The following is a 26,809-nucleotide window of genomic DNA, read 5'->3' on the forward strand; positions in this document are numbered from 1 at the left end:
CGCTTCTACTTGCAGCTTGCAGCTCACAACTTGAAGCTCCCCGGAGGGGCCTATGAGCTATGTGATCGACCGACGTCTCAATGGCAAGAACAAGAGCACGGTAAACCGCCAGCGGTTTTTACGGCGTTACCGTGATCACATCAAAAAAGCAGTCGAAGAAGCGGTCAGCCGCCGCTCCATTACCGACATGGAACACGGCGAACAAATCAGCATTCCCGGTCGCGATATAGACGAACCGGTGCTTCACCATGGTCGGGGCGGCAAACAGACCGTGGTCCATCCCGGCAATAAAGAATTCACCTCGGGGGAGCACATCGCCCGACCACAAGGTGGCGGCGGGGGCAAAGGGCCGGGCAAAGCCAGTAACTCCGGCGAAGGCATGGATGAGTTCGTATTTCAGATCACTCAGGAAGAGTTTCTGGAATTCATGTTCGAAGACCTCGAACTCCCCAATCTGGTCAAACGCAACCTGACCGGCACAGACACCTTCAAAACCGTACGCGCGGGCATCAGCAACGAGGGCAACCCCTCGCGCATCAATATCATCCGCACCCTGCGTTCCGCTCACGCGCGTCGCATTGCCCTGTCCGGCAGCAGCCGCGCCAAACTCAAAGAAGCGATCCGCGAGCTGGATCGCCTCAAACGTGAGGAGCCGGATAACTTCGGCGATATTCAGGAGCTGGAAGTCGAAGTCGATCGCTTGAAAGCCCGCATCCGACGAGTGCCGTATCTCGACACCTTCGACCTCAAATACAACCTGCTGGTCAAACAGCCCAACCCCAGCTCCAAAGCAGTGATGTTCTGCCTCATGGACGTGTCGGGCTCCATGACTCAAGCCACCAAAGACATCGCCAAACGCTTCTTCATCCTGTTGTACCTGTTCCTCAAGCGTAACTACGACAAGATCGAAGTGGTCTTCATCCGTCACCACACCAGTGCTCGGGAAGTCGACGAGGAAGAGTTCTTCTACTCAAGAGAAACCGGCGGCACCATCGTGTCCAGCGCCTTGAAGTTGATGCAGGAAATCATGGCTGAGCGCTACCCCACTAACGAATGGAATATCTACGCCGCTCAGGCATCGGACGGCGACAACTGGAATGACGACTCTCCCATCTGCCGCGACATCCTGATCAAACAGATCATGCCGTTTGTGCAGTACTACACGTACGTGGAAATTACCCCACGTGAACATCAAGCCTTATGGTTCGAATACGAACGTATCGGTGAAGCATTCGCCGACACGTTTGCCCAGCAGCAGCTGGTCTCTGCCGGTGATATCTATCCGGTATTCCGTGAACTCTTCCAGCGCAGGTTAGTGACATGACCGCTAGAGAGCAGAAGCGCCAACCCCTCTCCACGGGTTCAGAGTGGACGTTCGAACTCATTCAGGCCTACGACCGCGAGATCAGCCGTATCGCGGAGCGCTATGCGCTGGATACCTATCCCAACCAGATTGAAGTGATCACGGCTGAACAGATGATGGACGCCTATGCGTCAGTGGGGATGCCGCTGGGCTATCACCATTGGTCCTACGGTAAACACTTCCTGAGCACCGAGAAATCCTACACTCGCGGCCAGATGGGTCTGGCATACGAGATCGTCATCAACTCCGATCCTTGTATCGCTTACCTGATGGAAGAGAACACCATCTGTATGCAGGCACTGGTAGTTGCCCACGCTTGCTATGGGCACAACAGCTTTTTCAAAGGTAACTACCTGTTCCGCACCTGGACCGACGCCAGCTCGATCATTGATTACCTGGTGTTTGCCAAGCAGTACATCATGCAATGCGAAGAGCGCCATGGTATCGATGCGGTCGAAGACCTGCTCGACTCCTGTCACGCGCTGATGAACTATGGCGTCGACCGTTACAAGCGCCCTTACCCCATCTCTGCCGAAGAGGAACGTCGTCGCCAGAAAGACCGGGAAGAGCATCTGCAGAAACAGATCAATGACTTGTGGCGCACCATCCCGAAAAACGCCGACAAAAACAGCAAGGAAGATAACGCTCGTTTCCCCGCTGAACCGCAGGAGAACATCCTTTACTTCATTGAAAAACATGCCCCGCTGCTGGAGCCATGGCAACGAGAAGTGGTGCGCATCGTGCGCAAGATTGCCCAGTACTTTTATCCTCAGCGCCAGACTCAGGTCATGAACGAAGGCTGGGCAACGTTCTGGCATTACACCTTGATGAACGACCTGTATGACGAAGGCCTGGTCACTGACGGTTTCATGATGGAGTTTCTGACGTCGCACACCAGCGTCATTTATCAACCGGGCTTCGATAGCCCCTACTACAGCGGCATCAACCCTTATACGTTGGGTTTCGCCATGTACCGCGATATCCGGCGGATGTGCGAAGAACCCACGGAAGAAGATTACCGCTGGTTCCCCGAACTGGCCGGCACTGACTGGCTGACGGCGGTGAAATTCGCCATGAGCAGCTTTAAAGACGAGAGTTTCATCCTGCAATACCTGTCACCCAAAGTCATTCGGGATCTGAAGCTGTTCAGCATCATGGACGACGATCAGAAAGACGACCTGCTGGTACCTGCCATTCACGATGAGCCCGGCTACCGCATCATTCGCGAAACCCTGGCGGCGCAGTACAACCTGGGTAATCGCGAACCCAACGTGCAGATTTACAGCATTGATCGCCGAGGTGATCGCTCGCTGACTCTGCGCCATCAACAACACGACCGCAAACCTCTCGGCGACTCCACTGATGAAGTCCTCAAGCATCTGCATAGGCTATGGGGCTTTGATATCCATCTGGAAACGCTACAAGGCGATCAGGTAATGAAAACTCATCACGTTCCCCCTAAAAGCGAGCATGCCGACAGTGAATATCCCAGGCTTGATCTGGCGGTAGTGCATCTTTAACAGCATGGCCTCATGAGGTAATTGTTTAGCACCCCATGACTATTGATTCGGTTTTACCTCCGCAGGAGCGGCACAAGGTTTATCCTGTCGCGCTTACGGAGGTTTTTTATGCAAATTTATAAAGTCGGTGGCGCCGTGCGCGACCGTCTGCTGGGCAAACCGGTTACCGACGTTGATTGGGTAGTGGTCGGCGCGACCACTGAAGATATGCTGATCAAAGGCTATCGCCCGGTCGGCACGGACTTCCCGGTTTTCCTTCATCCGCTGACGGGCGAGGAATACGCTTTGGCCCGTACCGAACGCAAAAGCGGACGCGGTTACGGCGGCTTCGTTTTTCATGCCAGCCCTGACGTTACTCTCGAAGATGACTTGATTCGTCGCGACCTGACGATCAACGCCATAGCCGAAGACAAGGAAGGCAATCTGACCGACCCCTACGGTGGCCAGCACGACCTTGAAGCTCGGGTTTTACGCCATGTTTCACCCGCGTTCGCCGAAGATCCACTCCGTGTTCTGCGTGTTGCACGCTTCGCCGCACGATACGCACCGGATGGTTTCAGCGTCGCACCTGAGACGCTGGAGCTGATGCGCCAGCTCAGTGAGTCGGGCGAGCTGGATGCGCTGACGCCGGAGCGCAGCTGGAAAGAAATTTCTCGGGCCCTCATGGAAAAGCAGCCGCAGGTGTTCATTCGCACATTGCGCGACTGCGGCGCCCTCAAGGAGCTTCTGCCGGAAGTGGATGCGCTGTTTGGCGTTCCGCAACCCGCTGCCCACCACCCGGAAATAGACACCGGCGAGCATGTATTGAGTGTGCTGCAGCAAGCGGCCATTCACGAGCAACCACTGAGCGTACGCTGGGCGTGCCTGTTACACGACCTGGGAAAAGGCCTGACGCCTGAGGCCGACTGGCCAAAGCATATTGCCCACGAACACACTGGCCTGCGCCTGATCAAAGCCGTAAATATCCGCTTTAAAGTGCCACGCGACTGCCAGGAACTGGCACTGCTGGTTGGCCAATACCACACCCATGGCCACCGGGCTCTGGAGCTGAAGCCTTCAACCGTGCTTGATCTGCTGCAAAGCTTCGATGTATATCGTCGGCCACAGCGCTTTGAAGACTTCATCATTGCGTGCGAAATGGACGCCCGAGGCCGACTCGGTTTTGAGCAGCGCGATTACCCGCAAGCCGAGTACCTGCGCGGCGCGGCTGAAGCGGCGCGAGCGGTCTCGGTGCAACCGCTGATCGAGAAGGGCTTCAAGGGTCAGGAGTTGGGCGAAGCACTCAAAGCCGAGCGCCTGGACGCGTTGAAGGTTTACAAGGCGCAGTACAACAACTGAGCAGCAGGACTTGAACCGGATTGAATTCGCTCCCACAGGTTTTGGTGAACCGTTGGAGCGAGGCGTGCCCGCGAATGCGTTCGATGTGATCTCTCAGGCAAGCCGCGTCATTGCTCTCTCGCGAACAAGGTGGGGCGCCACCCCGGTCGCTCCCGCAATTTCTCAGCTCTTGCCTAGCAAACTCTGCGGGGTCAGCTGGTTGCCCCGCCACTCAAACGCAACCGGCCACAGCTGTTGCTCAATCTGCGCGCGCGCCCAAAGCTGCTCGAAAGAAGCGCCAGCCTCAGGGTGCACACGATCCGGCGCAATCAGCGACAGCGGCCAAAGCACAAACGCGTTTTTGAGAATTTCGGCGCGAGGCAGAATCAATCCGTCGAAGTTACCCACCTGATCGCCATACAACAGCACGTCGATATCCAGCGGCAAGCCCTTGCGGTCCGGTGCGTAGCGACCGTTGTCGGCCTCGATGAATTTCAGTCGGCGGTCCAGTTCCATCAACGGCAGCTCGGTAAAACCGGTCACCACCAGATTGAAGAACAGGCCACTCTTGATCCCGACCGGCTGGCTCTCGAACACCGCCGAGCAGGTCATTTCACTGACAAACCCGTCCAGCGCTTCGAGCCCGGCAACCAGATGCTTTTCGCGCTCTATGTTGCTGCCCAGGCCGAGATAAACCCGTGTCAGCGACATCCGCGCTCGATCTCCACACCCACACCCTTGGCGGCCGCAACGGCACCGGGCTTGGTCAGTTTCAGGTGCAGCCAGGGAATCTGAAACTCGCTCATCAGGACTTCAGCCAGACGCTCAGCAAAGGTTTCCACCAACTGAAACTGCGCCTTGTCGGCAAAGTCCAGGATGCGCGTGGACACGCTCGCGTAGTCGAGCGCCTTGCTCAGGTCATCGCCTGCCGCAGCGGGCCGGTTATCCCAGGCAAAACTCAGGTCCAGGCGCAGGCACTGGCGAATGCCCCGCTCCCAGTCGTAAGCACCGATAACGGTATCGACTTCCAGACCCTCAATGAACACTCTGTCCAAGCACCACTCTCCACTGCACGACAAGGGCGCGATGCGCCGTTAGAATCAGGGCTTCCCAGCCCGGAATAGTTAGCATGTTTTGGTTACTGGCGATTTTCGCCTACCTGCTTGGCTCACTGTCCTTCGCCATACTCTTGAGCCGCCTCACTGGCAGCCCGGACCCGCGCGCCAGCGGCTCTGGCAATGCAGGCGCGACCAACATGTTGCGTCTGGCCGGCAAAAAGCTCGCGATCCTGACTCTGCTTGGCGACCTGTGCAAAGGCTTGCTGCCCGTACTGATCGCCAGTCTCGCAGGGATGGACCCGCGGGAGCAGGCCTGGATCGGGCTCTGCGCGGTACTGGGCCATCTGTTTCCGCTCTACTTTCGCTTCCGGGGCGGCAAGGGTGTTGCCACCGCTGCGGGTATGTTACTTGGGCTTTACCCCCCCGCAGCCGCTCTGGCAATCTGCGTCTGGGCACTGGTGTTCTACCTGACCCGTACCAGCTCGATCGCGGCGCTGATCGCAACGCCGATGACCCTGCCGCTGCTCGCCTGGCAAGAGCCTCGGGCATTACTGCCGATGACCCTGCTCACACTGCTGATCGTCTGGCGTCACCGGGGCAATCTACGCGACCTGTTTGCGGGGCGCGAACGGCATTTTTGAATCACACAGGTGAATCCACCTCACGTTGCAGCCTACAAACCCTGCAACAGCTCCATCGGCCAACGCGCCTGGACACTGATGCTCAAGTCCTCTTTCTGACCTGCCTGCAACCGCTGGCATCCCGCGAAAGCGATCATTGCGCCATTGTCGGTGCAGAACTCGGGACGAGCATAGAAAACATGGCCGTTTAGCTCGCCCAGCATCTTCTCCAGCGAGGTGCGCAGGGACTTGTTGGCGCTCACACCGCCCGCAATCACCAAACGCTTCATCCCGGTCTGTTTCAATGCCCGCTTGCACTTGATGGTCAGAGTCTCTACCACCGCCTGCTGGAAGGCCAGAGAGATGTCGCAACGAGTCTGCTCGCCGTCGTCCCCAGCGCTCTGGCATTGCTGCCAGGTCGTCAGCGCGGAAGTTTTCAAGCCACTGAAGCTGAAATCCAGACCGGGACGGTCAGTCATGGGACGCGGGAACACGAAACGCCCCGCGACACCTTTGATTGCACGTGCCGCAATTTCAGGCCCGCCTGGATACTGCATGCCCATCATTTTTGCGGTTTTGTCGAATGCCTCACCAGCGGCGTCATCCAGTGTCTCGCCCAACAGCTCATACAAGCCGATACCGTCGACCCTGACCAATTGCGTATGACCACCAGAAACCAACAAAGCGACGAACGGGAACTCGGGAGGCTGCGCTTCAAGCATCGGCGCCAACAGGTGGCCTTCCATATGATGCACACCCAGTGCCGGAATGTCCCACGCAAACGCCAACGCCTGAGCGCACGACGCGCCGACCAGCAATGCGCCTACAAGGCCCGGCCCTGCTGTGTATGCAATGGCATCTATATCGGTCGCCACCGTGCCCGCATCGGTCATGACCTGACGGATCAGGGGCAGCATGCGTTTGACGTGATCACGCGAAGCAAGCTCCGGCACCACACCGCCATAAGCGCGATGCAGGTCGATCTGACTGAACAAAGCGTCGGCCAGCAGCCCACGCTCACTGTCGTAGAGCGCGACGCCGGTTTCGTCGCAAGAGGTTTCTAATCCCAGTACTAGCATGGGTTTGCGCCTTGTAGAGGCTGAATTCGAAGGCGCGCATAATAGTCGCCACCCGCTATGCCGACCAGCGGTTTTCGATCAGAGGCTTTGCATTCCTCTCAATGAGGGGTTAACATCCGCAACCCTTAAAAACCGACGTACTTATGTGCAGTCTTTGCACGAGACGTTGACCCCGGTAATGAATGAAGGTAGCTCTGGATGCCAGCCGTCAAAGTTAAAGAGAACGAACCCTTCGACGTAGCTCTGCGTCGTTTCAAGCGCTCCTGCGAAAAAGCCGGTGTTCTGGCTGAAGTTCGTAGCCGCGAATTTTACGAGAAGCCTACTTCTGAGCGTAAGCGTAAAGCAGCAGCCGCTGTTAAGCGTCACGCCAAGAAAGTACAGCGCGAACAGCGCCGCGCCGTTCGTCTGTATTAATTTACAGACGTCTGTCGCAAGCTTCTGCAATGCCCGGCCTCAAAGCCGGGCTAGCGGCAGTTAAGGCAAAGCATAAAGCTACATTGAAGAAGAACACTGGCACGCACATGCGCACCAGCCACTTCCTCGAAGCACGTCCAGCCTGAGATTCAGGCCACGTTGATCACGTCATCATGACGAACGCATCAAGGTGAATGACGAGTATGCCTTGATGATCTTCGCAAGAAGTTCAGCCAAGGCTGCGTCGCCCTCGACACGCTGAGCATCGCGAATAGTCCGCAAAACGGTATTCGATTTGCTACAAACAGCAACACGCTTCAAAGCCGCCACTGCCTGATTTCAATTGCCTGATGTTTACAGCAGGCCACGGGTAGATTGCTGGCAGCTACCATTCCAGATGATGATAAGCAGCCGCGCTGAGACTAGGTTGTGCATGCCTCAATGGCATTACAGAAAGGTCAGCGGCAGCCGTTACATTCTGGATTCGCCACGATCTGCATGGCGGAACGCTTGATATGAGAACGATATGGCCGGGCTGATTCCCCAAGGCTTCATTGACGACCTACTGAACCGCACCGACATCGTCGATGTTGTCAGCTCACGTCTGCAACTGAAGAAAACCGGGAAGAACTTCAGTGCCTGCTGCCCGTTCCATAAAGAGAAAACTCCGTCCTTCAGCGTCAGCCCCGATAAACAGTTCTATTACTGCTTTGGCTGCGGCGCAGGTGGCAATGCCCTCGGCTTCATCATGGACCATGACAATCTGGACTTCGTCCAGGCCGTCGAGGATCTGGCGAAGTCTGCGGGCATGGAAGTCCCTCGAGAGCAGGGTGTAAAAGGGCAAAAGCCACGACAGCCTGTGGATTCGCCACTCTACCCGCTGCTCACCGCTGCCGCCGAGTTTTACCGCCTGGCATTGAAAAACCATCCCACGCGCAAAGCAGCAGTGGAATACCTGAAAGGTCGCGGCCTTTCCGGCGAAATAGCCCGGGACTTCGGTCTTGGCTTTGCGCCACCCGGCTGGGACAACCTGCACAAACATCTGAGCAGCGACACGCTCCAGCAGAAAGCGATGATTGATGCAGGGCTGCTGATCGAAAACGCCGAAACCGGCAAGCGCTACGACCGCTTCCGTGATCGGGTGATGTTTCCGATCCGTGACAGCCGTGGCCGCGTCATCGCCTTTGGCGGACGAGTACTGGGCGACGACAAACCCAAGTACCTGAACTCGCCGGAAACACCGGTCTTCCATAAAGGCCAAGAGCTCTACGGTCTTTTTGAAGCGCGAAAATTCAATCGAAGCCTCGATGAAATCATCGTTGTTGAAGGCTATATGGACGTCATTGCCCTTGCTCAGCAAGGCCTGCGCAATGCCGTCGCCACACTGGGCACCGCGACCAGCGAAGAGCACTTGAAACGCCTGTTCAGGGTCGTACCCAACGTACTGTTCTGTTTCGACGGAGACCAAGCGGGTCGTAATGCAGCATGGCGCGCGCTGGAAGCAACACTTTCCAGCCTGCAGGACGGGCGCCGCGCACGATTTCTGTTTCTGCCTGAAGGCGAAGACCCGGACACCCTGGTTCGCGCCGAAGGCACTGACGCGTTCAAGGCACGCATTCATCAGCATGCCCAGCCACTGGCCGACTACTTCTTCGAGCAGTTGACCAAAGAAGCCGACCCGCGCTCGCTGGAGGGCAAGGCCCACATGGCCACCCTCGCCGCACCGCTGATCGACAAGGTACCCGGCGCCAACTTGCGCACGCTGATGCGCCAACGATTGACACAAATAACCGGCCTGACCAACGAAAACGTCAGCCAGCTGGTGCAAAACGCACCAGCAGAAGCGCCCCCGAGCTACGACCCCGGTTTCGATTATGACGCCATGCCCGACTACGCTGACTACCAGCCACAGGGCGGATACGAAGCGCCCCAGCAAGAATGGACGCCGAAAAAATCCGGTGGTCAGGGCCAGAAAAAGTGGGAAAAGAAGCCGTGGGACAAAAAAGGTAAGCGCGGAGATGATGAACCACGTGCCCCGCGCACGCCGACGACCGTCGAACCACCAACGTTAACGGCGTTGAGAACACTTCTGCATCACCCGGAGCTGGCCGAGAAAGTCGAAGATGCCAGCCACTTTGCGGCAGAAGATCACACTTATGCGCAGCTATTGGTCGCTTTGCTTGAAGCTTTGCAAAAAAATCCGAAGCTGCGCTCGCTGCAACTGATTGCCCGCTGGCACGGCACCGAACAAGGCCGATTGCTACGAGCATTAGCGGAAAAGGAATGGTTGATCTCGGCCGATAACCTTGAACAACAGTTTTTCGACACTATAACTAGGTTATCCGCCCGCCAACGCGAGCGCAGCCTGGAGCAATTAATCAGGAAGGAACGCCAGTCAGGCCTGGACGCAGAGGAAAAACTTCTGCTGCTCAAGCTGTTAAATCGGAATGTTCCTGCACAAACCCCGACCTCAACTGGCGCGTGAGGTCATAGCTCGGGTATAATCCTCGGCTTGTTTTTTGCCCGCCAAGACCTTCAGTGGATAGGGTGTTATGTCCGGAAAAGCGCAACAGCAGTCTCGTATCAAAGAGTTGATCACCCTGGGTCGTGAGCAGAAGTATCTGACTTACGCAGAGGTCAACGACCACCTGCCTGAGGATATTTCAGATCCCGAGCAGGTGGAAGACATCATCCGCATGATTAACGACATGGGGATCCCGGTACACGAGAGTGCCCCGGATGCGGACGCCCTGATGCTGGCCGACGCCGATACCGACGAAGCAGCCGCAGAAGAAGCGGCCGCAGCGTTGGCAGCGGTTGAGACCGACATTGGTCGCACCACTGACCCTGTGCGCATGTATATGCGTGAAATGGGCACGGTCGAGCTTCTGACCCGTGAAGGCGAAATTGAAATCGCCAAACGTATCGAAGAAGGCATCCGTGAAGTGATGAGCGCAATTGCGCACTTCCCTGGCACGGTTGACCACATTCTCTCCGAGTACACCCGTGTTACGACGGAAGGCGGTCGCCTGTCTGACGTACTGAGCGGCTACATCGACCCGGATGACGGCATTGCGCCGCCAGCTGAAGTCCCGCCGCCTGCCGACCCGAAAACAGCCAAGGCTGCCGAAGGCGACGACGACGAGGAAGAGAAGGACGAATCTTCTGACGACGAAGAAGAAGTCGAAAGCGGTCCTGATCCAATCATCGCCCAGCAGCGTTTCGGTGCAGTTTCCGATCAGATGGAAATCACCCGCAAGGCTCTGAAAAAGCATGGTCGCGACAGCAAGCAGGCAATTGCCGAGCTGGTTGCGCTGGCTGAGCTGTTCATGCCGATCAAACTGGTTCCTAAACAGTTTGAAGGTCTGGTCGAGCGTGTTCGTAGCGCACTTGAGCGCTTGCGTGCTCAGGAACGCGCCATCATGCAGCTGTGTGTACGTGATGCACGTATGCCGCGCGCCGATTTCCTTCGCCAGTTCCCAGGCAACGAAGTCGACGAAAGCTGGACTGACGCACTGGCTAAAGGCAAAAGCAAATACGCTGAAGCCATTGCCCGTCTGCAGCCTGATATTCAGCGTTGCCAGCAAAAGCTGACCGCGCTGCAGACCGAAACCGGTCTGACAATTGCTGAAATCAAGGACATCAACCGTCGCATGTCGATCGGCGAGGCCAAAGCCCGTCGCGCGAAGAAAGAGATGGTTGAAGCGAACTTGCGTCTGGTTATCTCGATCGCCAAGAAGTACACCAACCGTGGCCTGCAATTCCTCGATCTGATCCAGGAAGGCAACATCGGCTTGATGAAGGCGGTGGACAAGTTCGAATACCGTCGCGGTTACAAGTTCTCGACTTACGCCACTTGGTGGATCCGTCAGGCAATCACTCGTTCGATCGCCGACCAGGCACGCACCATCCGTATTCCGGTGCACATGATCGAAACGATCAACAAGCTCAACCGTATTTCCCGGCAGATGTTGCAGGAAATGGGTCGCGAACCGACCCCGGAAGAGCTGGGCGAACGCATGGAAATGCCTGAGGATAAAATCCGTAAGGTATTGAAGATCGCTAAAGAGCCGATCTCCATGGAAACCCCGATCGGTGATGACGAAGACTCCCATCTGGGCGACTTCATCGAAGACTCGACTATGCAGTCGCCAATCGATGTCGCTACGGTTGAAAGCCTGAAAGAAGCCACTCGCGAAGTTCTGTCAGGCCTTACCGCCCGCGAAGCTAAAGTTCTGCGCATGCGCTTCGGTATCGATATGAATACCGATCACACGCTGGAAGAAGTGGGCAAACAGTTCGACGTAACCCGTGAGCGTATTCGTCAGATTGAGGCGAAGGCTCTGCGCAAGTTGCGCCACCCGACAAGAAGCGAGCACTTGCGCTCGTTCCTCGACGAGTAAGCAAGACAAGCTGCACACAAAACCCCCGGCCCTGCTGGGGGTTTTGCATTCCGGATCAAAAATTTTCAACTTCGAGTGACGGTTTTCTCAGTACGGCTACACTCTGTCTAATTGCTATCCGCCATCATGAGGCTGCCATGATTCGCCTGCCGGCCATTCTTTTTGTTTTCGCCGTAGGCTCCCCGGCAACCGCCCACACAGAGGATTTCTCTGCATTTGCGCAAAAGCTGACGTTTGCTCCCCACACCCACGGTTTTAGTTCCGGATCCATAACGGGAGCTTTGCTTGTGGGGTCTGCAGAGACAATGACCCAGTCAGAACCTGGACGCGCAAGCAGCCAATCGGGCGCACAACTTACACCCCTGGAACCAGAACCGGACTTCAAACAAACAGCCGATAGCACATCGTTCAGGGAGACCTTTCTGCTTTACGGCTTACCCGGTCTGTTGCTGCTCTGCACCGTTCTCATCATCGTGATTCGCGTTAATCGCCAGCTTAGCTCCGAAATAACACGGCGTATGGAACTGGAACAGCAACTGCGAAGCAGCGAGTACCACTATCGCGGCATGGTTGAAAGCCTGTCTGCTATTGCCTGGGAGGCCACTCCGGGAGATTACAGCTACAACTACGTGTCACCTCAAGCCGAGAGCTTACTGGGTTATCCGCTCCAACGATGGCGAGAGCCAGGCTTCTGGCGCAGCATCGTCCACCCTCAGGATCTGCAAAAAACAGAGGCACTGTGCAACCACGCGGCCAAGGCCGGTAACGATCACAGCGTGGACTACCGAGTCATCAGTGCTGACGGCAGAACGCTCTGGGTGCGCGACATTGTCAGCCTTATAAAGCGCGGTCGCGAACCCGTCATGCGCGGGTTGATGATCGACATCAGCGAAACCAAGCAAATCGAAGAAGCCTTGCGACTCTCAGAAGGCAAGTTCGCCTCTGTTTTTGCTCAATGTCCGGACATCCTGTTGATAGCCAGCCTGGTCGATGGGACCGTTCTGGAAGCGAACACCGCATTTGTCGAGCAAATAGGCTTGCCGGTGGAGGACATCATTGGCAGGACGCCCACCGAACTCGACGTCTGGGGCGTTCCCGGTGTAGGCCCCGGGATGCTGGAGCGACTTCAGAAAGGCAGTATTCGCAACCTTGAGATGCCATTTCGACGACGAGACGGCCGCACATTCTCCGGACTTGTCTCTGCCGAACCTTTTGATCTGGACTCCACTCCAGCCGTGGTCGTAGTGGTTCGCGATATCACCCAGCTCAAACAGGCTCAGCAACAACTTCAGCTGTCTGAAGAAAAATTCGCCAAGTCATTCCACGCATCCCCTGACGGCCTTCTGATAACTCGACAGCGCGACGGCCTGCTTGTTGAGATCAACGAGGGGTTCATTCGCATGACCGGCTACGACAGCGCCGCCTCGCTTGATCAGTCCACGGTGGACCTGGGGATCTGGGCCAACCTGAACGATCGCGGCAAACTCCTGGAGCTGCTGAACCGCGACGGTTTCGTCCGTGATTTCCGCAGCCACATCAGACGCAAGGACGGCCAGATCAGGCTGTGTGAAATCTCGTCACGTCCGCTGCTTATTGCTGGCGAAGATTGCATGCTGACCATTGCCCGAGACATTACCGAACGCCATCAAATGCAGGAAAAGCTGCAACTGGCCGCCACCGTTTTCGAAAGTACCGCCGAAGGTGTTCTGATTACCGATACCCGCCAGCGTATCAACGCTGTCAACCGCGCATTTAGCGAGATCACCGGCTACAGCGAGCAGGAATCCCTCGGGCAGACCCCTCGCCTGCTCGCTTCAGGCCTGCATGACAGCGCGTTCTATGCCGCCATGTGGTACCAGTTGACAGCAGAAGGACATTGGCAGGGAGAAATCAGCAACCGACGCAAGAACGGGGAGGTTTACCCAAGCTGGCTGACGATCAGCGCGGTACGAAACAAGGAACAGTTCATTACCCACTTCGTTGCGGTGTTCGCCGACATCTCCAGCCTCAAGCATGCTCAGGCACGCCTCGACTATCAGGCTCATCACGACCCGCTCACGGGGCTCCCCAACCGCACGCTGTTCGAGAGCCGCCTGCAAGCCGCCCTTCTCCACAGCCTGGAATCCAATAGCCTCGGCGCAGTCCTGTTTCTGGACCTTGACCGCTTCAAACACATCAACGACAGCCTGGGCCATCCCGTCGGCGACCTGCTGCTCAAAGGGATCGCGCAACGCCTCAAGGAGAACCTGCGCGATATCGACACCGTGGCGCGCCTGGGGGGAGATGAGTTCATTATTCTGCTGCCTGGCCTGCTGCATCCTAGTGATGCGGAAGCCATCGCGACAAAAATATTGATCTGTTTTACTGCACCGTTCCAGGCGGGCGAACATGAGTTTTTCATGAGCGCCAGCATCGGTAGCTGCCTGTTCCCCACAGATGGTCAGGATGTGGCTACCGTCGTGAAAAACGCCGATGCCGCGATGTACCGCTCCAAGGCCAAGGGCCGCAATCGCGTCGAAAGCTATACGGAAGACCTCACCTCCCAGGCCAGTGCCCGGATAGCCCTGGAGCATGAGTTGCGCAGAGCAATGGAGCGTAATGAATTCAGCCTCTGTTATCAGCCGAAAATCAGCCTGATCAGCCAACGACTGGTCGGCGCAGAAGCCTTGATTCGCTGGGCGCACCCCACTCTCGGCGAAGTGCCACCGGAGCACTTCATTCCATTGGCAGAAGAGAACGGCATGATTCTGCAGATTGGCGACTGGGTACTTGAGCAGGCCTGTCTGCAAATGCACGAATGGAACAAACGCTATGCACCTTTCGGCGCGCTGTCGGTGAATCTGGCGGGCGCACAGTTGCGGCAGCCGAACCTCTTGGCGCGTATCGAGCAACTGCTCTCGGATTACCACCTTGCCCCTGACTGCCTGCAACTGGAGATCACCGAAAACTTCATCATGAGCCAGGCAGAAGAAGCGCTGGCTGTGCTGCACAAGCTCAAGGCACTTGGTGTACAGCTGGCTATCGACGACTTCGGTACAGGCTACTCGTCCCTCAGCTACCTGAAACGTTTACCGCTGGACATCCTGAAAATCGACCAGTCATTCGTGCGCAGCCTGCCCGATGACCCGCACGACGTAGCCATCGTCCGCGCCATTATTGCGCTGGGCCGCAGCATGCAACTGACCGTCATTGCCGAAGGCGTGGAGAACAACGAACAGCAGCAATTCCTGGCCAATGAAGGCTGCGAACAGATCCAGGGCTACATCGTCAGCCTCCCCCTCCCGCCCGATGAATTCAGCACGAAATTTCTTCGTACGCCTCTTTCGGACTTTTCGGATAGCACAGCGTCGAAACCGCCGTTATAATCCGCGGCCTACTGAGGGCCTATAGCTCAGTTGGTTAGAGCAGGGGACTCATAATCCCTTGGTCCACGGTTCGAGTCCGTGTGGGCCCACCAAATTAAAAAGCCGCGCTAATGCGCGGCTTTTTTCGTTTTCGATGTTCCTGCTTCTGACGCTGTCTTCGCGTTCCCGTTAGGATAATCTCGCTATTTTTGTAAGGGAGTACGGCAATGAGCAATTTACCTTTCACGGCCAAGGGATCGACTGGTGAGGTTACCTTCACCGGTACTGAGGTTCTCATCCGCCGCACCGGCTGGCTTGGCGCGCTTCTACAGTTCACGGGCCAGGGCAGAGGAAATAAAGACATTCCAATCTCCTCCATCACAGCCATTCGTGTGGAACCTCCATCATTGTTCTATAAAGCATTTTTCCAAGTCATACATTCTGGAGATGTCGCTATTCGAGGAGGCGCAGAAGCAGTCATCCATGACGACAATGCAATGCTCTTCGGTAAACGCAGTACGGCAGATTTTGAACACTTGAAAAAAATAATCCTGGAGGCCGTGGCAGCCTTGCATACCTCAGCAAGAGCACTCTCTACTACTGATGATATTCCCTCGACGTTGCAAAAACTTTCTGACCTGAAAGATCGAGGGGTGATCACCGAGGAGGAGTTTTTGCTCAAGAAAGCGGATTTGCTCTCGCGGATGTAACACTCTTCAAAAAGAGCATCGCAATAAGCTCGTCGCCTAATCAATGGCGACAGCCACCCACGTCCTTATGATCTTGTCGGAGCACATTGAGACTCGGCGGCTCTCCTTCGTCCGCCGAAGACTTCATCCACTAGACCGAGTTCCGGAAAGCATTTGCCCGCCCCTCCTCTCAATCCACCACAACATGCGGCAAAAACCGGCTGCTGTCCTTGGTGATCAGGCTATCGTCTTCCCGAATGCCAATCCCTGAAGCCAGGTCGCCCACGACCCATGAACCGATGAGCGTGTAGCTGTCGCCGAAGCGTGGCAGCGGGGCGAACTGTTGCAGGATGTAGGGGGCGTCGTTGTAGGGGCCGTCTTCGAAAATGACTTCGTCACCCGGCGTACGGATTTCGATGTTGGCGCCTTCGCGGGAGAAGTAGGGTTTGCGTACCCAGCCTTTCGGGACAGGGGCTCGAGGGTCTTTGTCAACGAAAGTCGGCAGCAGATTCGGATGCCCTTCGTTGAATTTCCAGAGCAGCGGCAGGATGCCTTTGTTGGAGATGATGGACTTCCACGCGGGCTCGATGAATTGCGTGTCGCATTGCGGGACCGCCTGGCCATGGGGTTCGTGGAACACGTGCTCCCAGGCATGCAGTTTGAAAATACGCTCGATCCAGCGGCCTTCAAGGTCGACGAAGCGGCCCTGTGAGTTGAGGCCGATGTCTTCGATGTCGATGTGTCGGGTTTCGATGCCGACGTGTTCGGCCATCTTGCGCAGGAATTCGGTGGTGCCCCGGTCTTCTGCTGAACCGGACATAGAGGAGAAATAGAACGGCCCGCCCTCTCTGATGGCTGCGAAAGCACGAACCAGATCTTCTGCCAGCGAGTTGAACTGCGAGGCATGCGCAGGCAATAGGCCTCGGGCAATCTGCTCTTCCAGCCAGATGAGCTGGAATGCGCCAGCCTCGTAAGCAGAAGTTGGCGTATCCATGTTGCCTTCCAGCAGTTTTGCCGGGTTCACGCCGTCATAACTGAAGTCGAAGCGGCCGTACAAATGTGGGTGCCCCTCCTTCCAGGAAGTCCGTACCAGATCGAAGAACGCGGGCGGGATCGCCAGCTCGGTCAACAGCTCTTCGCTTTCCACCACCCGCTCGACGGCGTCCATGCACATGGCATGAAGCTCCTGAGTCGGTGCTTCGATATCCCGAGTGATCTGAGCTTCGGTGAACTGATAGTAAGCGCGCTCATCCCAGTAGCGCTCGCCGTCGATAGTGTGAAAGTCGAACCCCTCACGCTCGGCGGTTGCGCGCCAGTCAGGCCGCTCTTCGATACTGATCTTTTTCATGGCTAGCGCTCCCGTCAGCCGCCAAAACCGCTGCTTTTGCCACCCCAGCCACTGCGAGCCGTTGCCTGGCTGCCAAATCCGCCACGGGAAACCGAGGACGAGACTGACGAGTTACGACCCAGCGTACTCTTGGTGTAAGCACCGGTTGAGCTGGTACGCGCCTGAGTGGAATTGCCGAAGGTCTTGCCGCGCTCGATCTGACGAGAAAGCGTCGAAGACTGGTAGCCGCCGCGCGAGTCACGCTCCTGATAGACCGGCTGAGAGTTGTAGCGACCACCGCCGCCAATGTTATTGACCATGTTGCTGACCAACATGCCCATCAGGAATCCATTGACGCCTGAGCTGGCGAAACCAGAGCCCCCCGACTGACCGGCCTGAGCATTGGCCGCATCGACCTGCTCTTTGGGTAACTGACCGGATAGCTCCAGCTGGAAACCGCCGAGCTTGGGGGTGAACTTGCCATCAGAGTTCTGCTGGCAGTAATCAGGCACAAAGTCTGCCTCGCACGCGGACGCACTGTCGTAGGTTGGCGCGATGCGACGGTGATCTGCCAAGGCGGTCATGTAAGCGTCCGAGCAAACGTCTACGGGAACCTTTTGGTCCACGCAAGCTTGTACCGTCGGGAACGTCTGTTGCGCGGTGACATCAACGGTATCGGACTTGCCGCATGCACTGAGTGCCAGCGGCAACGTGCTGGCCAGAACCAGCTTCAAAGAACTACGTCTCATCGAATACTCCTTTCGATCACGGGCAATCAGGTCGACGGCGTCATGCAGGCCGAATTGAGGAAGCCGACACTGATCGAAACGCTGGCCGCGTAAATGGCAGCGGCCAGTTCGCCACGGGTGATGCGAGCCGAGAGGTCCTTGAGAACAAAGTTGGTGGCAGTGAACGCCAGCAATTGCACAACAGCTGCAATGACCGCCCAGATCACTACGTCCAGCACGCTGATGCTGTAAGTAATCACGTTGCTGGCAGGCAATGCGAAGCCAATCAATGCACCGCCCAGTGCTACGGCTGCGGCGACATTGCCTTCACGAATCTGCACGAACTCTTTGTGCGGGGTCAGGCGGGTGTAGGCCATCTGGAACAGAGCGAACAAACCACCGGCCACAATGATGTAGATAATGAAGCTCAGCACGGACTGAAAGCTGAGGGACAAACTAAGCGCATCAAGCATTTTTACTTCCTTTTAGATGACGGTGAAGTCAGTGGACTGCAGCGTGACGCCAACCGAAGTAGTGAGAGAGACCACACCTTCTTCATCCTCTTCGACAGACAGCAGCAGAAACTCACGACGATCAATCAAACCCGTGTCGCGAGCGTACAACATGCTCAGATGCTCGATACGATAGCTGCCGTCAGGGTTGGCCACTTCCTCGGTCATCGGGGTCAGTTCAGTCTGACCTTGTTCGGTGCCCCACTGACGCTCGTACTCCCAGCCGTCATGCTCATACACCGGCAAACCGATCTTTGATTCAGGACCTACCAGACGTTTGAGTTCCGACTCGCTGTTGATGGTCACAACGCTGCTGTAGCCGAACAGGATAACGTCCTGAACGTCTTCAGCCGCAGGGCCGTTCATCATGACCTGCATCCAGTAGTCTTCATCTTCGAAGTAGAACCGCACCAGGCGAATGGACTGTCCGAGGTCAACATGCCCAACAGACCAGACGACCTCTTCATTGGGGACGACCAGTTCCGAATGCCCGTCCAGCAGCAGCTTGAGCGAGTCATCAAGATCCAGCATGCGTCCGGTCGCCAGGCCAAACGGTGCGAGCAACGCTGCGCTGTTTAATGACGTAGCCCCGGCAGGTGGCTTTGGCGGTGCCAGGCCTAAAGCTCGTTTGATCCAACTCATAATGCGTTTCCTTTCATTTTGCGCGAGCGATGTCTGGAGTTTCAGCGCTACGGATTTTCAACCAGCCCTTTTGCGTGCATCAGCCAGGCCACAACAATACCGGCAAGTGCACCCGCAATGTGTGATTCAAACGAGACGCCCGGCACGGGAATGAAGCCCAGGACCAATCCGCTGTAGCCGACCAGCGTGAACAAGGCGACGGCAAAGCTGATCAGGCTGCGCTGAAACCACGCGCGCGCCAGCAAATAAGCCCACAACCCAAAGATCAGTCCGCTGGCCCCCACATGAATCGTCGGCCTGCCCACGACCCAGACCAACAGGCCGCCCAGTAGCGTTACCAGCAACACCACGCGGACATAACGCTGCAGGCCTTCAGTTGCCACCAGCCAGCTCAGCACGATAAAGGGCAGTAGATTACTCAGTAGATGCCGAACAGAGCCGTGCAAAAACGGGGAAAAAATAATGCCTTGCAGCCCCTCCCAGGTTCGGGGGACCAGACCATGGCTCAGCAGGCTGTTTGCGGTCAGCGAGTTAATCACCTGAACTGCGATCATCACAGCGGCCAGGCCAAGAATAACGCGTAGCCCGTTTCCGACATTCATGTAGGTACCGTTAGAACCAGACAAAACAACCCGACAAATGCAGCCAGACAAAAAAGGGGCAAACGGATCTCCGCCTGCCCCTTTTTATACGATGTTACTGACCTGGGTTACCGCCTTGGTTCTGCGCTTTCAAGCGAGCCAGAACGTCAGCAGCACCACCGGTTTTCGCACCAATACCGGCGTCTTGCAGACGACGTTCGAGATCACCACCGTTGGCAGCATCAGCGAGTTCCTCTGCGGCTTCCAGTTTGGCATCCTGCTCGTCCTGACGCTGCTTGATGCGCGCCAGCGAACCCACTGCAGTTTCCAGGCGCCCATTGGCACCGCCAGTTGCCGCTGCGGCATTGATTTGCGCTTTTTGCACGCTGTCACGCGCCTTGGCCATATCGGCTTGCTGACGCAGACCTTTGATCTGGCTTTCAGCCTTGGTGACCTGAGCCGTCAACTTGGTGACCTGAATGCCGAACTGATCAGCAGCGGCTTTTTCCTGATCGCGCAGTGCGGTCAGCTCAGAAACCTTTTCCGCACACTCCAGAGCCAGACCTTCTTCGCCCTTGTTCATGGCGGCAATGGCTTTCTGTTCCCAGTTAGCAATGTTCTTGTCGTGCTCATCCACACGCTGTACGGACAGCTTGTGCTTGGCTTTGATCTGGATCAGCTGATTGCGAGCGGCGAGCATCGAAGCATCGGCGTCGCGGATTTCCTGGTCCAGAATTCGTAGTGCTTGAGCGTCGACGATTGCCTCACCGACCTCGGAGGCGCCGCCACGCATAGCGGTAACCATTTTCTTCCAAAGGCTCATTGATTTGTCTCCCGATTACTGTGAGTCAACTGTTAAAAAATCTTCGTAGGCATCAGCGGCGCGGATCACGTTGTCTACCAAGGTAAATACTTCCTGGACAATGACGGTCAGTGAAGAAGCCGCGCTCAGTGCGCCAAACATGCTGTAGACGGTCTCGCCATTGGGCATGGTTTCGATACCAATGGACGACAGCGGGAAGATGTCCCGACTGCGCAATACGGTATCGTTGAATGCAGCGACGTCTTTTACCTGCGAGGCGTAAACCAGTACGCAATCCACAAGAATCTGATCGCCAGCGATTGCAATGATGATCGGCAGGCCGCCGAAGTTGTTCATCGTCACGCTCAAGCTTGGCTCGGCCCCCTGGACCAGCGTCAACTCGACTTCATTACTCTTTACCACGTCCAGTTCGACGAGCGCCGAGTGCAGCGTGTCGATGGTCCAGTTGGTATTTTCGCTCATGAATTCCTCCAGTTTGATGCGGTTCCCCAAATAGGGCTGGCGTAACACTTTTTCGACGTTTCTCAAGACTTCAGCGTTTTCAGGAAGCACATACAGCTCTCTTTTGACGTACCCGGCTGCCGTCAGCCGTGCACGCATTTCACGCATGTAGTCGGTTGAAGTTTTTCGAGCCATCCGAGCGCCTTCCAAGACATCACATGTGATAGCCGAGCAAGCTACGCTCAAAAATTCCAAGGCGCAACACCTCACATGTGATGAAACATTTCACTGCAACTGTGGCTTACTGACGCCATCCCGCGTCTCCTCCGGGATCGATTCCCAAACCGCGCGGTCTTTAAACGCATGACGAATTCCCGCTCTCTCCGTTTGCCTTTCTGGTTGCGTCGCGTTTTGCGTCCCCTACTGGATCCTTATCGCCGCTATCGCCACGCACGCCTGATCCATGCGGCGCGGATTGCGGTCGGGCTGCTGGTGACGATTCTGTTGACCACCGGACTCAACTTGCCCCACGGTGAATGGGCTTCGGTCACGATGCTCATCGTGATTGGTGGCCTTCAGCACCACGGCAACATCCGTAAAAAGTCGGTCGAGCGCGCCTACGGGACGTTGATTGGCGCAGGGCTCGGATTGCTGGTTGTGGTACAGCAAGGTTATCTGGAGATGCCGCTGCTGACGTACGCAATGATGTCAGTCATGTGCGGATTCTTCGCGTATCACGCGATCGGCAAGGGCGGGTACACTGCTCTGCTGTCAGCCATTACGTTGTTCATCGTCGCAGGCCATGGTTATAACCCGATCAGCGACGGCTTGTGGCGCACAGTCGACATCCTTATCGGTATCGCACTGGCGCTGGCTTTCTCCTTCGCACTGCCCCTGTACGCAGTGTTCTCCTGGCGCTACAACCTGGCCAGCGGCTTGCGTGACTGCGCCAAGGTGTATAGCCGCATCATCCACGGCCAGCCAGTTACCGCTGATGAGCACTTGAAGTTAGTGGCGCGTCTCAACGGGACAATGCTGCAACTGCGCTCGCTGCTGCCATCAGTGTCCAAGGAAGTGCGAATTTCCATGGTCGAACTGGATGCCATTCAAGGGCACTTCCGGATGTGCCTGAGCACACTGGAGATCCTCGCCAACATCCGGCCGGACGATCTGGATCAAGCGGCTGGTCCGGAATGGCGTGCACGTCTGGATACCGAGTTTCGTCAGACCCGTCGCCAGTTGATCGGCATGGCTCGTGCGCTGCAAACCGGAGCCACCGAGCGCCTGCAACGCACCTCGGAGACCAGCCTGCCGGATCTGGGTTATCCGATACCTGTGCAATTGACCGGTTACCACCTTTTGATGCTGCAACTGGCGAGCAACATTGACGGCCTGCAACAGCGGCTGGCGAAGACCTCGAGACGCTGGAAAATCTGAACAGTACAGCCAATCACAATGTTGGCTGCTTTTGCTCTGGTCACGGTTGGAGTCTTGGTACTTTTTATTCCCTCTAAAATACTGTCACCTTATCGTCATAAATATTCACTCGGCATAAACACACCTACTACAAATTCACACGTGTGCTTATTCCGAAAACGACTATTAACTGGCGTTCTCACGACATAAATAACAAATACTTCTTACTTTCCGACCGGCAGATGACAGATTCCCGAAACTGCGATAGCTTGCCTAAAGGCACGGTGACATCAGCCGATGACCAGAGAGGAAGTTCAAACTTCCGCACTCCAAGGGGCAATTAATAGCCCCTTTTTCTATACCTTTTTTTGCGCATTTTTTATGTGAAGGCTGCCGCCTAATAACTCTTTGAAGTACACAAAAAATGATCGAACCCGAACGGATCGTCACTCTCTCACGAGAAGTGGAAGCGTTAGCGAATCGAGGTGTCAGCGATATACAGATGATCACGCGTCAAACGCGACTGCTGGCGATCAATGCGCTGATTGAAGCGGCGCATGCGGGTAAGGCCGGGCTGGGTTTTTCTGTGGTAGCCGAGGAAGTAAAAGACATCTCTGAACGGATTTCCAAAATCGCGAGCGGCCTGACTCAGGATCTGCAAGCATCGGTCAACGAACTGACCGATCTGGGCCGCGGTATGTGCTTCGACGTACGCGGTCAGCGGCTGGCCGATCTTTCGCTGAACATGATCGAGATCATCGACCGCAACCTGTACGAACGCACGTGTGATGTTCGCTGGTGGGCGACCGATGCCTCGCTGGTTGATGCGCTGACCACAACGACTCCGGAAACCGGCAACCACGCCAGTGAGCGCCTGGGGATCATTCTCGACAGTTACACCGTTTACCTGGACATCTGGGTCGCGGACACCAAAGGGCGCGTCATTGCCTCGGGTCGGCCGGGCACGTTTGGCAAGGTCATCGGTTCAAATGTGGCTGAAGCAGCGTGGTTCAAACAAGCGGTACGCCACTCATCCGGCGATCAGTATTTCGCGGGCGAAGTAGCAGTCGAGCCACTGCTCAACGGCTCCCAGACCTGTGCGTTCAGTGCCGCTGTGCGCAGCAAGGCTGGCAAGCAGACGCCGGTGATTGGTGTCATCGGAATCTTCTTCGACTGGAAAAACCAGGCGGACTCGATCATCAACGGCGTACGTTTGAGTGACGAAGAGCGCTCGCGCAGCCGGGTGATGCTGATCGATGCAAACCACAAAGTCATCGCCAGCTCCGATGCGCAAAGTCACTTGGGGCAAAACGTCGATTTGCAGGTCAAGGCTGGTCAGGCAAGCGGTTACAGCACCCTGCCGAACAATCTTATCCAGGGCTATTCAATGACACCCGGCTTCGAGACCTATCCCGGAATGGGTTGGCTGGGAGTCATTGAGCAGCAATTGCCTGCGATAGAGGGGTAGCGAGTCATCATATTTATGTAGGAGCTGCCGAAGGCTGCGATGCATTTATTCTGACACACCGCCTTCGCAGCCTTCGGCAGCTCCTACAGGGACCACGTTTGCTGCGCGACTACACTCAATACCCCGCAGCCGCCCCATTACTGCGCGGATCAAACGCGCCCTCGAAAGAACCATTGGGCAAGCGAACCGCTGCAGCAGCATGACCCATGGTCTCGGTAAAAGGCGCAAGTATCTCAACCTCATGCCCCCACGCTGCCAGTTGTTCGACCACCTCGGGGGCAATGCGTGATTCCAGCTTGAGCGTGTCGCTGCTGTCGCCCCAGGTTCTGCCCAGCAGCCAGCGCGGTGCCGTGACGGCCTGCTGCAACGGCTGACCGAACACCGCATAACGACTGAACACTGCAGCCTGCGTCTGTGGCTGACCATCACCGCCCATGGTGCCGTAAACCAGCGTGCGTCCGTCAGCCAGACGGGCCGCAGCAGGGTTCAATGTGTGGAACGGCTTCTTGCCCGGCTTCAGCGCCAGCAAGTGGTGGGGATCGAGGCTGAATGAGGCTCCCCTGTTTTGCCAGTTCAAGCCGCTTTCGGGCAACACAACACCGCTGCCGAACTCGTGATAGATGCTCTGGATAAACGACACCGCCATCCCGTTGCTGTCGATGACGCCCATCCAGATCGTGTCGCCTGGCCCTTTACCTTCACCCCATGCGGCGGCGTGCTGTGGGTCGATGCGTTCGGCCAAAGCGTGCAGATAATTCGCCTCAAGACAGGCCTGCGGATCAATAGTCATGTGCTCTGGATCGGTGATGTGCTCGTCGCGCACAGCAAACGCCAGCTTGGTGGCTTCAACAAGGGTATGGATATGCTCGGCACTGTCGGCCGCGCACTGGCCAAGGCCTGCATGATCGGCAATGCCGAGGATCAGCTGCGACACCAACCCCTGACTCGGCGGCGGCATGTTGAACACGGTGCCTGCGCTGTGTTTGAGCGTTAACGCCCGTACACGCCTGGCGCGATAATCAGCCAGATCACTGCGCGTCACTGGCGCCGCCACCGATTGCAGATCTTTGGCAATAGAGTCGGCAAGAGCGCCGCGATAAAAGCTGTCGAGTCCCTCTTCAGCCAATATTCGCAAAGTACCCGCAAGACGGGTCTGTTTGAACAGGCTACCCGCAGCAGGAACCTGTCCTTCCTGCAAAAAGGTTTCGGCAAAGCCCGGAATACCCTGTAGCTCAGCCTTTTTGCTTGTCGTGGCGAAGTGCTGCGACGGCGTGACCGGGATTCCGGAATCAGCATAGAAAATCGCATCGGACAACAGCCGGGACAGGGGCAGATGCCCTTCCATTTCAGCGCTGACCTGCAACGCTTCCTGCCACCCGCCGACGGTACCTGCAACTGTCAACGCAGCGCCGGGGCCGCGAACTGGAATACGCGTCATCCCGGCGTAGTGCTCCATTGTCGCCAGGCTACCAGCCGGGCCGCTGGCGTCGATGGCAATCGGTTCGCCTTCAGGCGGGACAATCAGCCAAAAGCCGTCGCCACCCAAACTGTTCATGTGCGGATACACCACCGCAATCGTAGCGGCAGCCGCGACCATCGCCTCAATGGCATTGCCACCATCGCGTAATACCGCCAGTGCCGATTGCGCAGCAAGGCTATGAGGTGCGACGGCGATGCCTCGGGCAGCGAGCGTTGTATTAAGCATTCAGACTCCTTGGGTTACAGGCTGTGCAGTGTTCTTCGCCAGCCAGTGACTGCGCATGCGTTTGAGAACGAACAAGGCCAGTGCCGCAGTAATGATGTCGAAGCAAATGGCCACGGCAAACACCGGAATCCAGCTGTCTGCATATTGGTGCAGCAGTGCCGCGACCGGACCGCCGAAGATAGAGCCAATGCCCTGCGCCATGTACAGGAAGCCGTAGTTGGTCGTGGCATTTTTACTGCCGAAGGTGTCAGTCAGCGTCGACGGGAACAGCGAGAAAATTTCCCCCCAGCCGAGAAACACTACGCCCGACAGCAGCACGAAAAGGACTGGATTATCGATGGTCAAAAACCACAATGTCATGGCGACGCCTTCAAAGAAGAACGCGAAGGCCATGGTGTTTTCCCGGCCCCAGCGATCCGAGATCCAGCCAAACAAGGGACGCGTCAGCCCGTTGCAGATCCGGTCGATCGTCAACGCCAATGGCAATGCGGCCATACCCATCACCATCACATTGGTCATGCCGAAGTCTTTGGCAAAACTGGCCATTTGCGAAGTGACCATCAGGCCCGAGGTGGACATCATGGTAAACATCGCAAACATCAGCCAGAAGATAGGCGTCTTGAGCATTTGCCGCGGAGCGATATCGGCCACAACTTTGCCTACAATCGGCACCGGCTGCTCGGCAACTTGCGCAGGCGGTTGCCGCAAGAACTGCGAAGCCAGCAAACCAACGCCCCCAAGGATCAGGCCAAAGGTCATCAGCGTCGACTCCATGCCGACATCCTTCAGGCTATTGCTGATCGGAAAAGTCGTGAGCATGGCGCCCATGCCATAGCCCGCCGCTACCGCGCCCGCCGCCAGACCGCGACGGTCAGGAAACCAGCGCACCATCAAGCCCACTATCCCGACATACACGATGCCTGTCCCGAGCCCACCCAACAGGCCATAGCTCAAATACAGCGACGTCAGTGAACTCGCTTGACTGGCCAGCACCCAACTCAACCCGGAAAGAACACAGCCTGTGGCGATCAACTTGCGCAGGCCAAAGCGATCAATCAACCAGCCTTGGGCCGGTGAAAAGAAGGTCTGCAGAATAATTAACAGCGAGAACGTTATTTGCACTTGGGCCAATGAAACACCCAGCTTCTGCGTTAATGGCCCGGTAAATAATGTCCACACATACTGCGGACTGGAAATGGCCATCATACAAACCATGCCGATAACCAGTTGATACCACCGCGAACTGAAAGCCCCGACGGCTGACTGCTCTAGCGTAAGCGTCTTGCTGACCATAACGAATCTCACTGTGCAAGTGGGTTATGTGTCTTGCTCAGCAAGTGGCATGCCAATATTATTTAA

At 56.5% G+C, this 26,809-nt stretch carries 22 protein-coding genes, 1 tRNA gene and 1 pseudogene; 12 read left to right on the plus strand and 12 right to left on the minus strand.

What is annotated here, in order from left to right:
* Window positions 1-52: 52 nt before the first annotated feature.
* The 3 genes from ACYASS_RS25720 to ACYASS_RS25730 all read left to right on the plus strand — a co-directional run bounded on the left by ACYASS_RS25720 (window position 53) and on the right by ACYASS_RS25730 (window position 4,221).
* Complete coding sequence (locus tag ACYASS_RS25720; protein ID WP_463588175.1) at window positions 53-1,324, plus strand: YeaH/YhbH family protein; 1,272 nt, start codon at window positions 53-55, stop codon at window positions 1,322-1,324.
* Complete coding sequence (locus ACYASS_RS25725) at window positions 1,321-2,883, plus strand: SpoVR family protein (RefSeq protein ID WP_243244376.1); 1,563 nt, start codon at window positions 1,321-1,323, stop codon at window positions 2,881-2,883. The genes ACYASS_RS25720 and ACYASS_RS25725 overlap by 4 nt, the downstream gene beginning before the upstream one ends.
* 108 nt (window positions 2,884-2,991) lie before the next feature.
* A complete protein-coding gene (locus ACYASS_RS25730) occupies window positions 2,992-4,221 on the plus strand; it encodes a multifunctional CCA addition/repair protein (RefSeq protein ID WP_463588176.1) in 1,230 nt (409 codons plus the stop codon).
* Between the two features lie 162 nt (window positions 4,222-4,383).
* On the opposite strand, the gene folK is transcribed toward ACYASS_RS25730, so the two are convergent.
* The gene (folK, locus tag ACYASS_RS25735) at window positions 4,384-4,911 is read right to left on the minus strand and encodes a 2-amino-4-hydroxy-6-hydroxymethyldihydropteridine diphosphokinase (protein ID WP_463588177.1); all 528 of its coding nucleotides are present in this window, start codon (window positions 4,909-4,911) and stop codon (window positions 4,384-4,386) included.
* Window positions 4,902-5,255, minus strand: a complete 354-nt coding sequence (folB, locus tag ACYASS_RS25740) for a dihydroneopterin aldolase (RefSeq protein WP_463588178.1) — start codon at window positions 5,253-5,255, stop codon at window positions 4,902-4,904. Before folB ends, folK begins: the two co-directional genes overlap by 10 nt.
* 74 nt (window positions 5,256-5,329) lie before the next feature.
* On the opposite strand from folB, the gene plsY reads away from it, so the two are divergent.
* Window positions 5,330-5,899, plus strand: a complete 570-nt coding sequence (plsY, locus tag ACYASS_RS25745; protein ID WP_463588179.1) for a glycerol-3-phosphate 1-O-acyltransferase PlsY — start codon at window positions 5,330-5,332, stop codon at window positions 5,897-5,899.
* Between the two features lie 32 nt (window positions 5,900-5,931).
* On the opposite strand, the gene tsaD is transcribed toward plsY, so the two are convergent.
* On the minus strand, window positions 5,932-6,957 hold the full coding sequence (gene tsaD, locus ACYASS_RS25750; RefSeq protein ID WP_463588180.1) for a tRNA (adenosine(37)-N6)-threonylcarbamoyltransferase complex transferase subunit TsaD: 1,026 nt from the start codon (window positions 6,955-6,957) through the stop codon (window positions 5,932-5,934).
* A gap of 198 nt (window positions 6,958-7,155) precedes the next feature.
* On the opposite strand from tsaD, the gene rpsU reads away from it, so the two are divergent.
* The 6 genes and pseudogenes from rpsU (at window position 7,156) to ACYASS_RS25780 (ending at window position 15,828) form a co-directional block, all read left to right on the plus strand.
* Window positions 7,156-7,371 carry a 30S ribosomal protein S21 gene (gene rpsU, locus ACYASS_RS25755; RefSeq protein WP_002551877.1) on the plus strand — a complete coding sequence of 72 codons (216 nt, stop codon included), beginning with the start codon at window positions 7,156-7,158 and terminating at the stop codon, window positions 7,369-7,371.
* Window positions 7,372-7,897: 526 nt separating this feature from the next.
* On the plus strand, window positions 7,898-9,856 hold the full coding sequence (gene dnaG / locus ACYASS_RS25760) for a DNA primase (RefSeq protein ID WP_463588181.1): 1,959 nt from the start codon (window positions 7,898-7,900) through the stop codon (window positions 9,854-9,856).
* Between the two features lie 67 nt (window positions 9,857-9,923).
* A complete protein-coding gene (gene rpoD / locus ACYASS_RS25765) occupies window positions 9,924-11,774 on the plus strand; it encodes an RNA polymerase sigma factor RpoD (protein WP_122666922.1) in 1,851 nt (616 codons plus the stop codon).
* A gap of 422 nt (window positions 11,775-12,196) precedes the next feature.
* A pseudogene (locus ACYASS_RS25770) lies at window positions 12,197-15,139 on the plus strand (sensor domain-containing protein); the annotation flags it as partial.
* A gap of 15 nt (window positions 15,140-15,154) precedes the next feature.
* Window positions 15,155-15,231, plus strand: a tRNA-Ile gene (locus ACYASS_RS25775).
* A 114-nt stretch (window positions 15,232-15,345) separates the two neighbouring features.
* Window positions 15,346-15,828 (plus strand): SHOCT domain-containing protein, encoded by a 483-nt coding sequence (locus ACYASS_RS25780; RefSeq protein ID WP_463588182.1) that lies wholly within the window; start codon window positions 15,346-15,348, stop codon window positions 15,826-15,828.
* 169 nt (window positions 15,829-15,997) lie between these two features.
* On the opposite strand, the gene ACYASS_RS25785 is transcribed toward ACYASS_RS25780, so the two are convergent.
* The 7 genes from ACYASS_RS25785 to ACYASS_RS25815 all read right to left on the minus strand — a co-directional run bounded on the left by ACYASS_RS25785 (window position 15,998) and on the right by ACYASS_RS25815 (window position 21,056).
* Window positions 15,998-17,155 carry a glutathionylspermidine synthase family protein gene (locus ACYASS_RS25785; RefSeq protein ID WP_463588183.1) on the minus strand — a complete coding sequence of 386 codons (1,158 nt, stop codon included), beginning with the start codon at window positions 17,153-17,155 and terminating at the stop codon, window positions 15,998-16,000.
* Between the two features lie 14 nt (window positions 17,156-17,169).
* A complete protein-coding gene (locus ACYASS_RS25790; protein WP_243244386.1) occupies window positions 17,170-17,883 on the minus strand; it encodes a DUF1190 domain-containing protein in 714 nt (237 codons plus the stop codon).
* Between the two features lie 26 nt (window positions 17,884-17,909).
* On the minus strand, window positions 17,910-18,335 hold the full coding sequence (locus ACYASS_RS25795; protein ID WP_463588184.1) for a DUF350 domain-containing protein: 426 nt from the start codon (window positions 18,333-18,335) through the stop codon (window positions 17,910-17,912).
* 12 nt (window positions 18,336-18,347) lie between these two features.
* Window positions 18,348-19,016, minus strand: coding sequence for a DUF2491 family protein (locus ACYASS_RS25800; protein ID WP_463588185.1), 669 nt, complete (start codon window positions 19,014-19,016; stop codon window positions 18,348-18,350).
* 47 nt (window positions 19,017-19,063) lie between these two features.
* Window positions 19,064-19,618: a rhomboid family intramembrane serine protease gene (locus ACYASS_RS25805; protein WP_463588186.1), complete on the minus strand. Its 555-nt coding sequence runs from the start codon at window positions 19,616-19,618 to the stop codon at window positions 19,064-19,066.
* A 94-nt stretch (window positions 19,619-19,712) separates the two neighbouring features.
* Window positions 19,713-20,420, minus strand: a complete 708-nt coding sequence (locus ACYASS_RS25810; RefSeq protein WP_463588187.1) for a PspA/IM30 family protein — start codon at window positions 20,418-20,420, stop codon at window positions 19,713-19,715.
* 15 nt (window positions 20,421-20,435) lie between these two features.
* Window positions 20,436-21,056 carry a YjfI family protein gene (locus ACYASS_RS25815; RefSeq protein WP_463588188.1) on the minus strand — a complete coding sequence of 207 codons (621 nt, stop codon included), beginning with the start codon at window positions 21,054-21,056 and terminating at the stop codon, window positions 20,436-20,438.
* 168 nt (window positions 21,057-21,224) lie between these two features.
* Here ACYASS_RS25815 and ACYASS_RS25820 point away from each other — a divergent pair, with 168 nt between their 5' ends.
* Together ACYASS_RS25820 and ACYASS_RS25825 are read left to right on the plus strand one after the other, a co-directional pair.
* Window positions 21,225-22,298, plus strand: a complete 1,074-nt coding sequence (locus ACYASS_RS25820; RefSeq protein WP_463588189.1) for an FUSC family protein — start codon at window positions 21,225-21,227, stop codon at window positions 22,296-22,298.
* Window positions 22,299-22,701: 403 nt separating this feature from the next.
* The gene (locus ACYASS_RS25825; RefSeq protein ID WP_463588190.1) at window positions 22,702-23,745 is read left to right on the plus strand and encodes a methyl-accepting chemotaxis protein; all 1,044 of its coding nucleotides are present in this window, start codon (window positions 22,702-22,704) and stop codon (window positions 23,743-23,745) included.
* Between the two features lie 115 nt (window positions 23,746-23,860).
* On the opposite strand, the gene ACYASS_RS25830 is transcribed toward ACYASS_RS25825, so the two are convergent.
* Together ACYASS_RS25830 and oxlT are read right to left on the minus strand one after the other, a co-directional pair.
* Window positions 23,861-25,450 carry a gamma-glutamyltransferase family protein gene (locus tag ACYASS_RS25830; RefSeq protein WP_463588191.1) on the minus strand — a complete coding sequence of 530 codons (1,590 nt, stop codon included), beginning with the start codon at window positions 25,448-25,450 and terminating at the stop codon, window positions 23,861-23,863.
* A complete protein-coding gene (gene oxlT, locus ACYASS_RS25835) occupies window positions 25,451-26,743 on the minus strand; it encodes an oxalate/formate MFS antiporter (RefSeq protein ID WP_463588192.1) in 1,293 nt (430 codons plus the stop codon).
* Window positions 26,744-26,809: the final 66 nt, after the last annotated feature.

This window comes from Pseudomonas sp. HP_14, assembly GCF_055283875.1.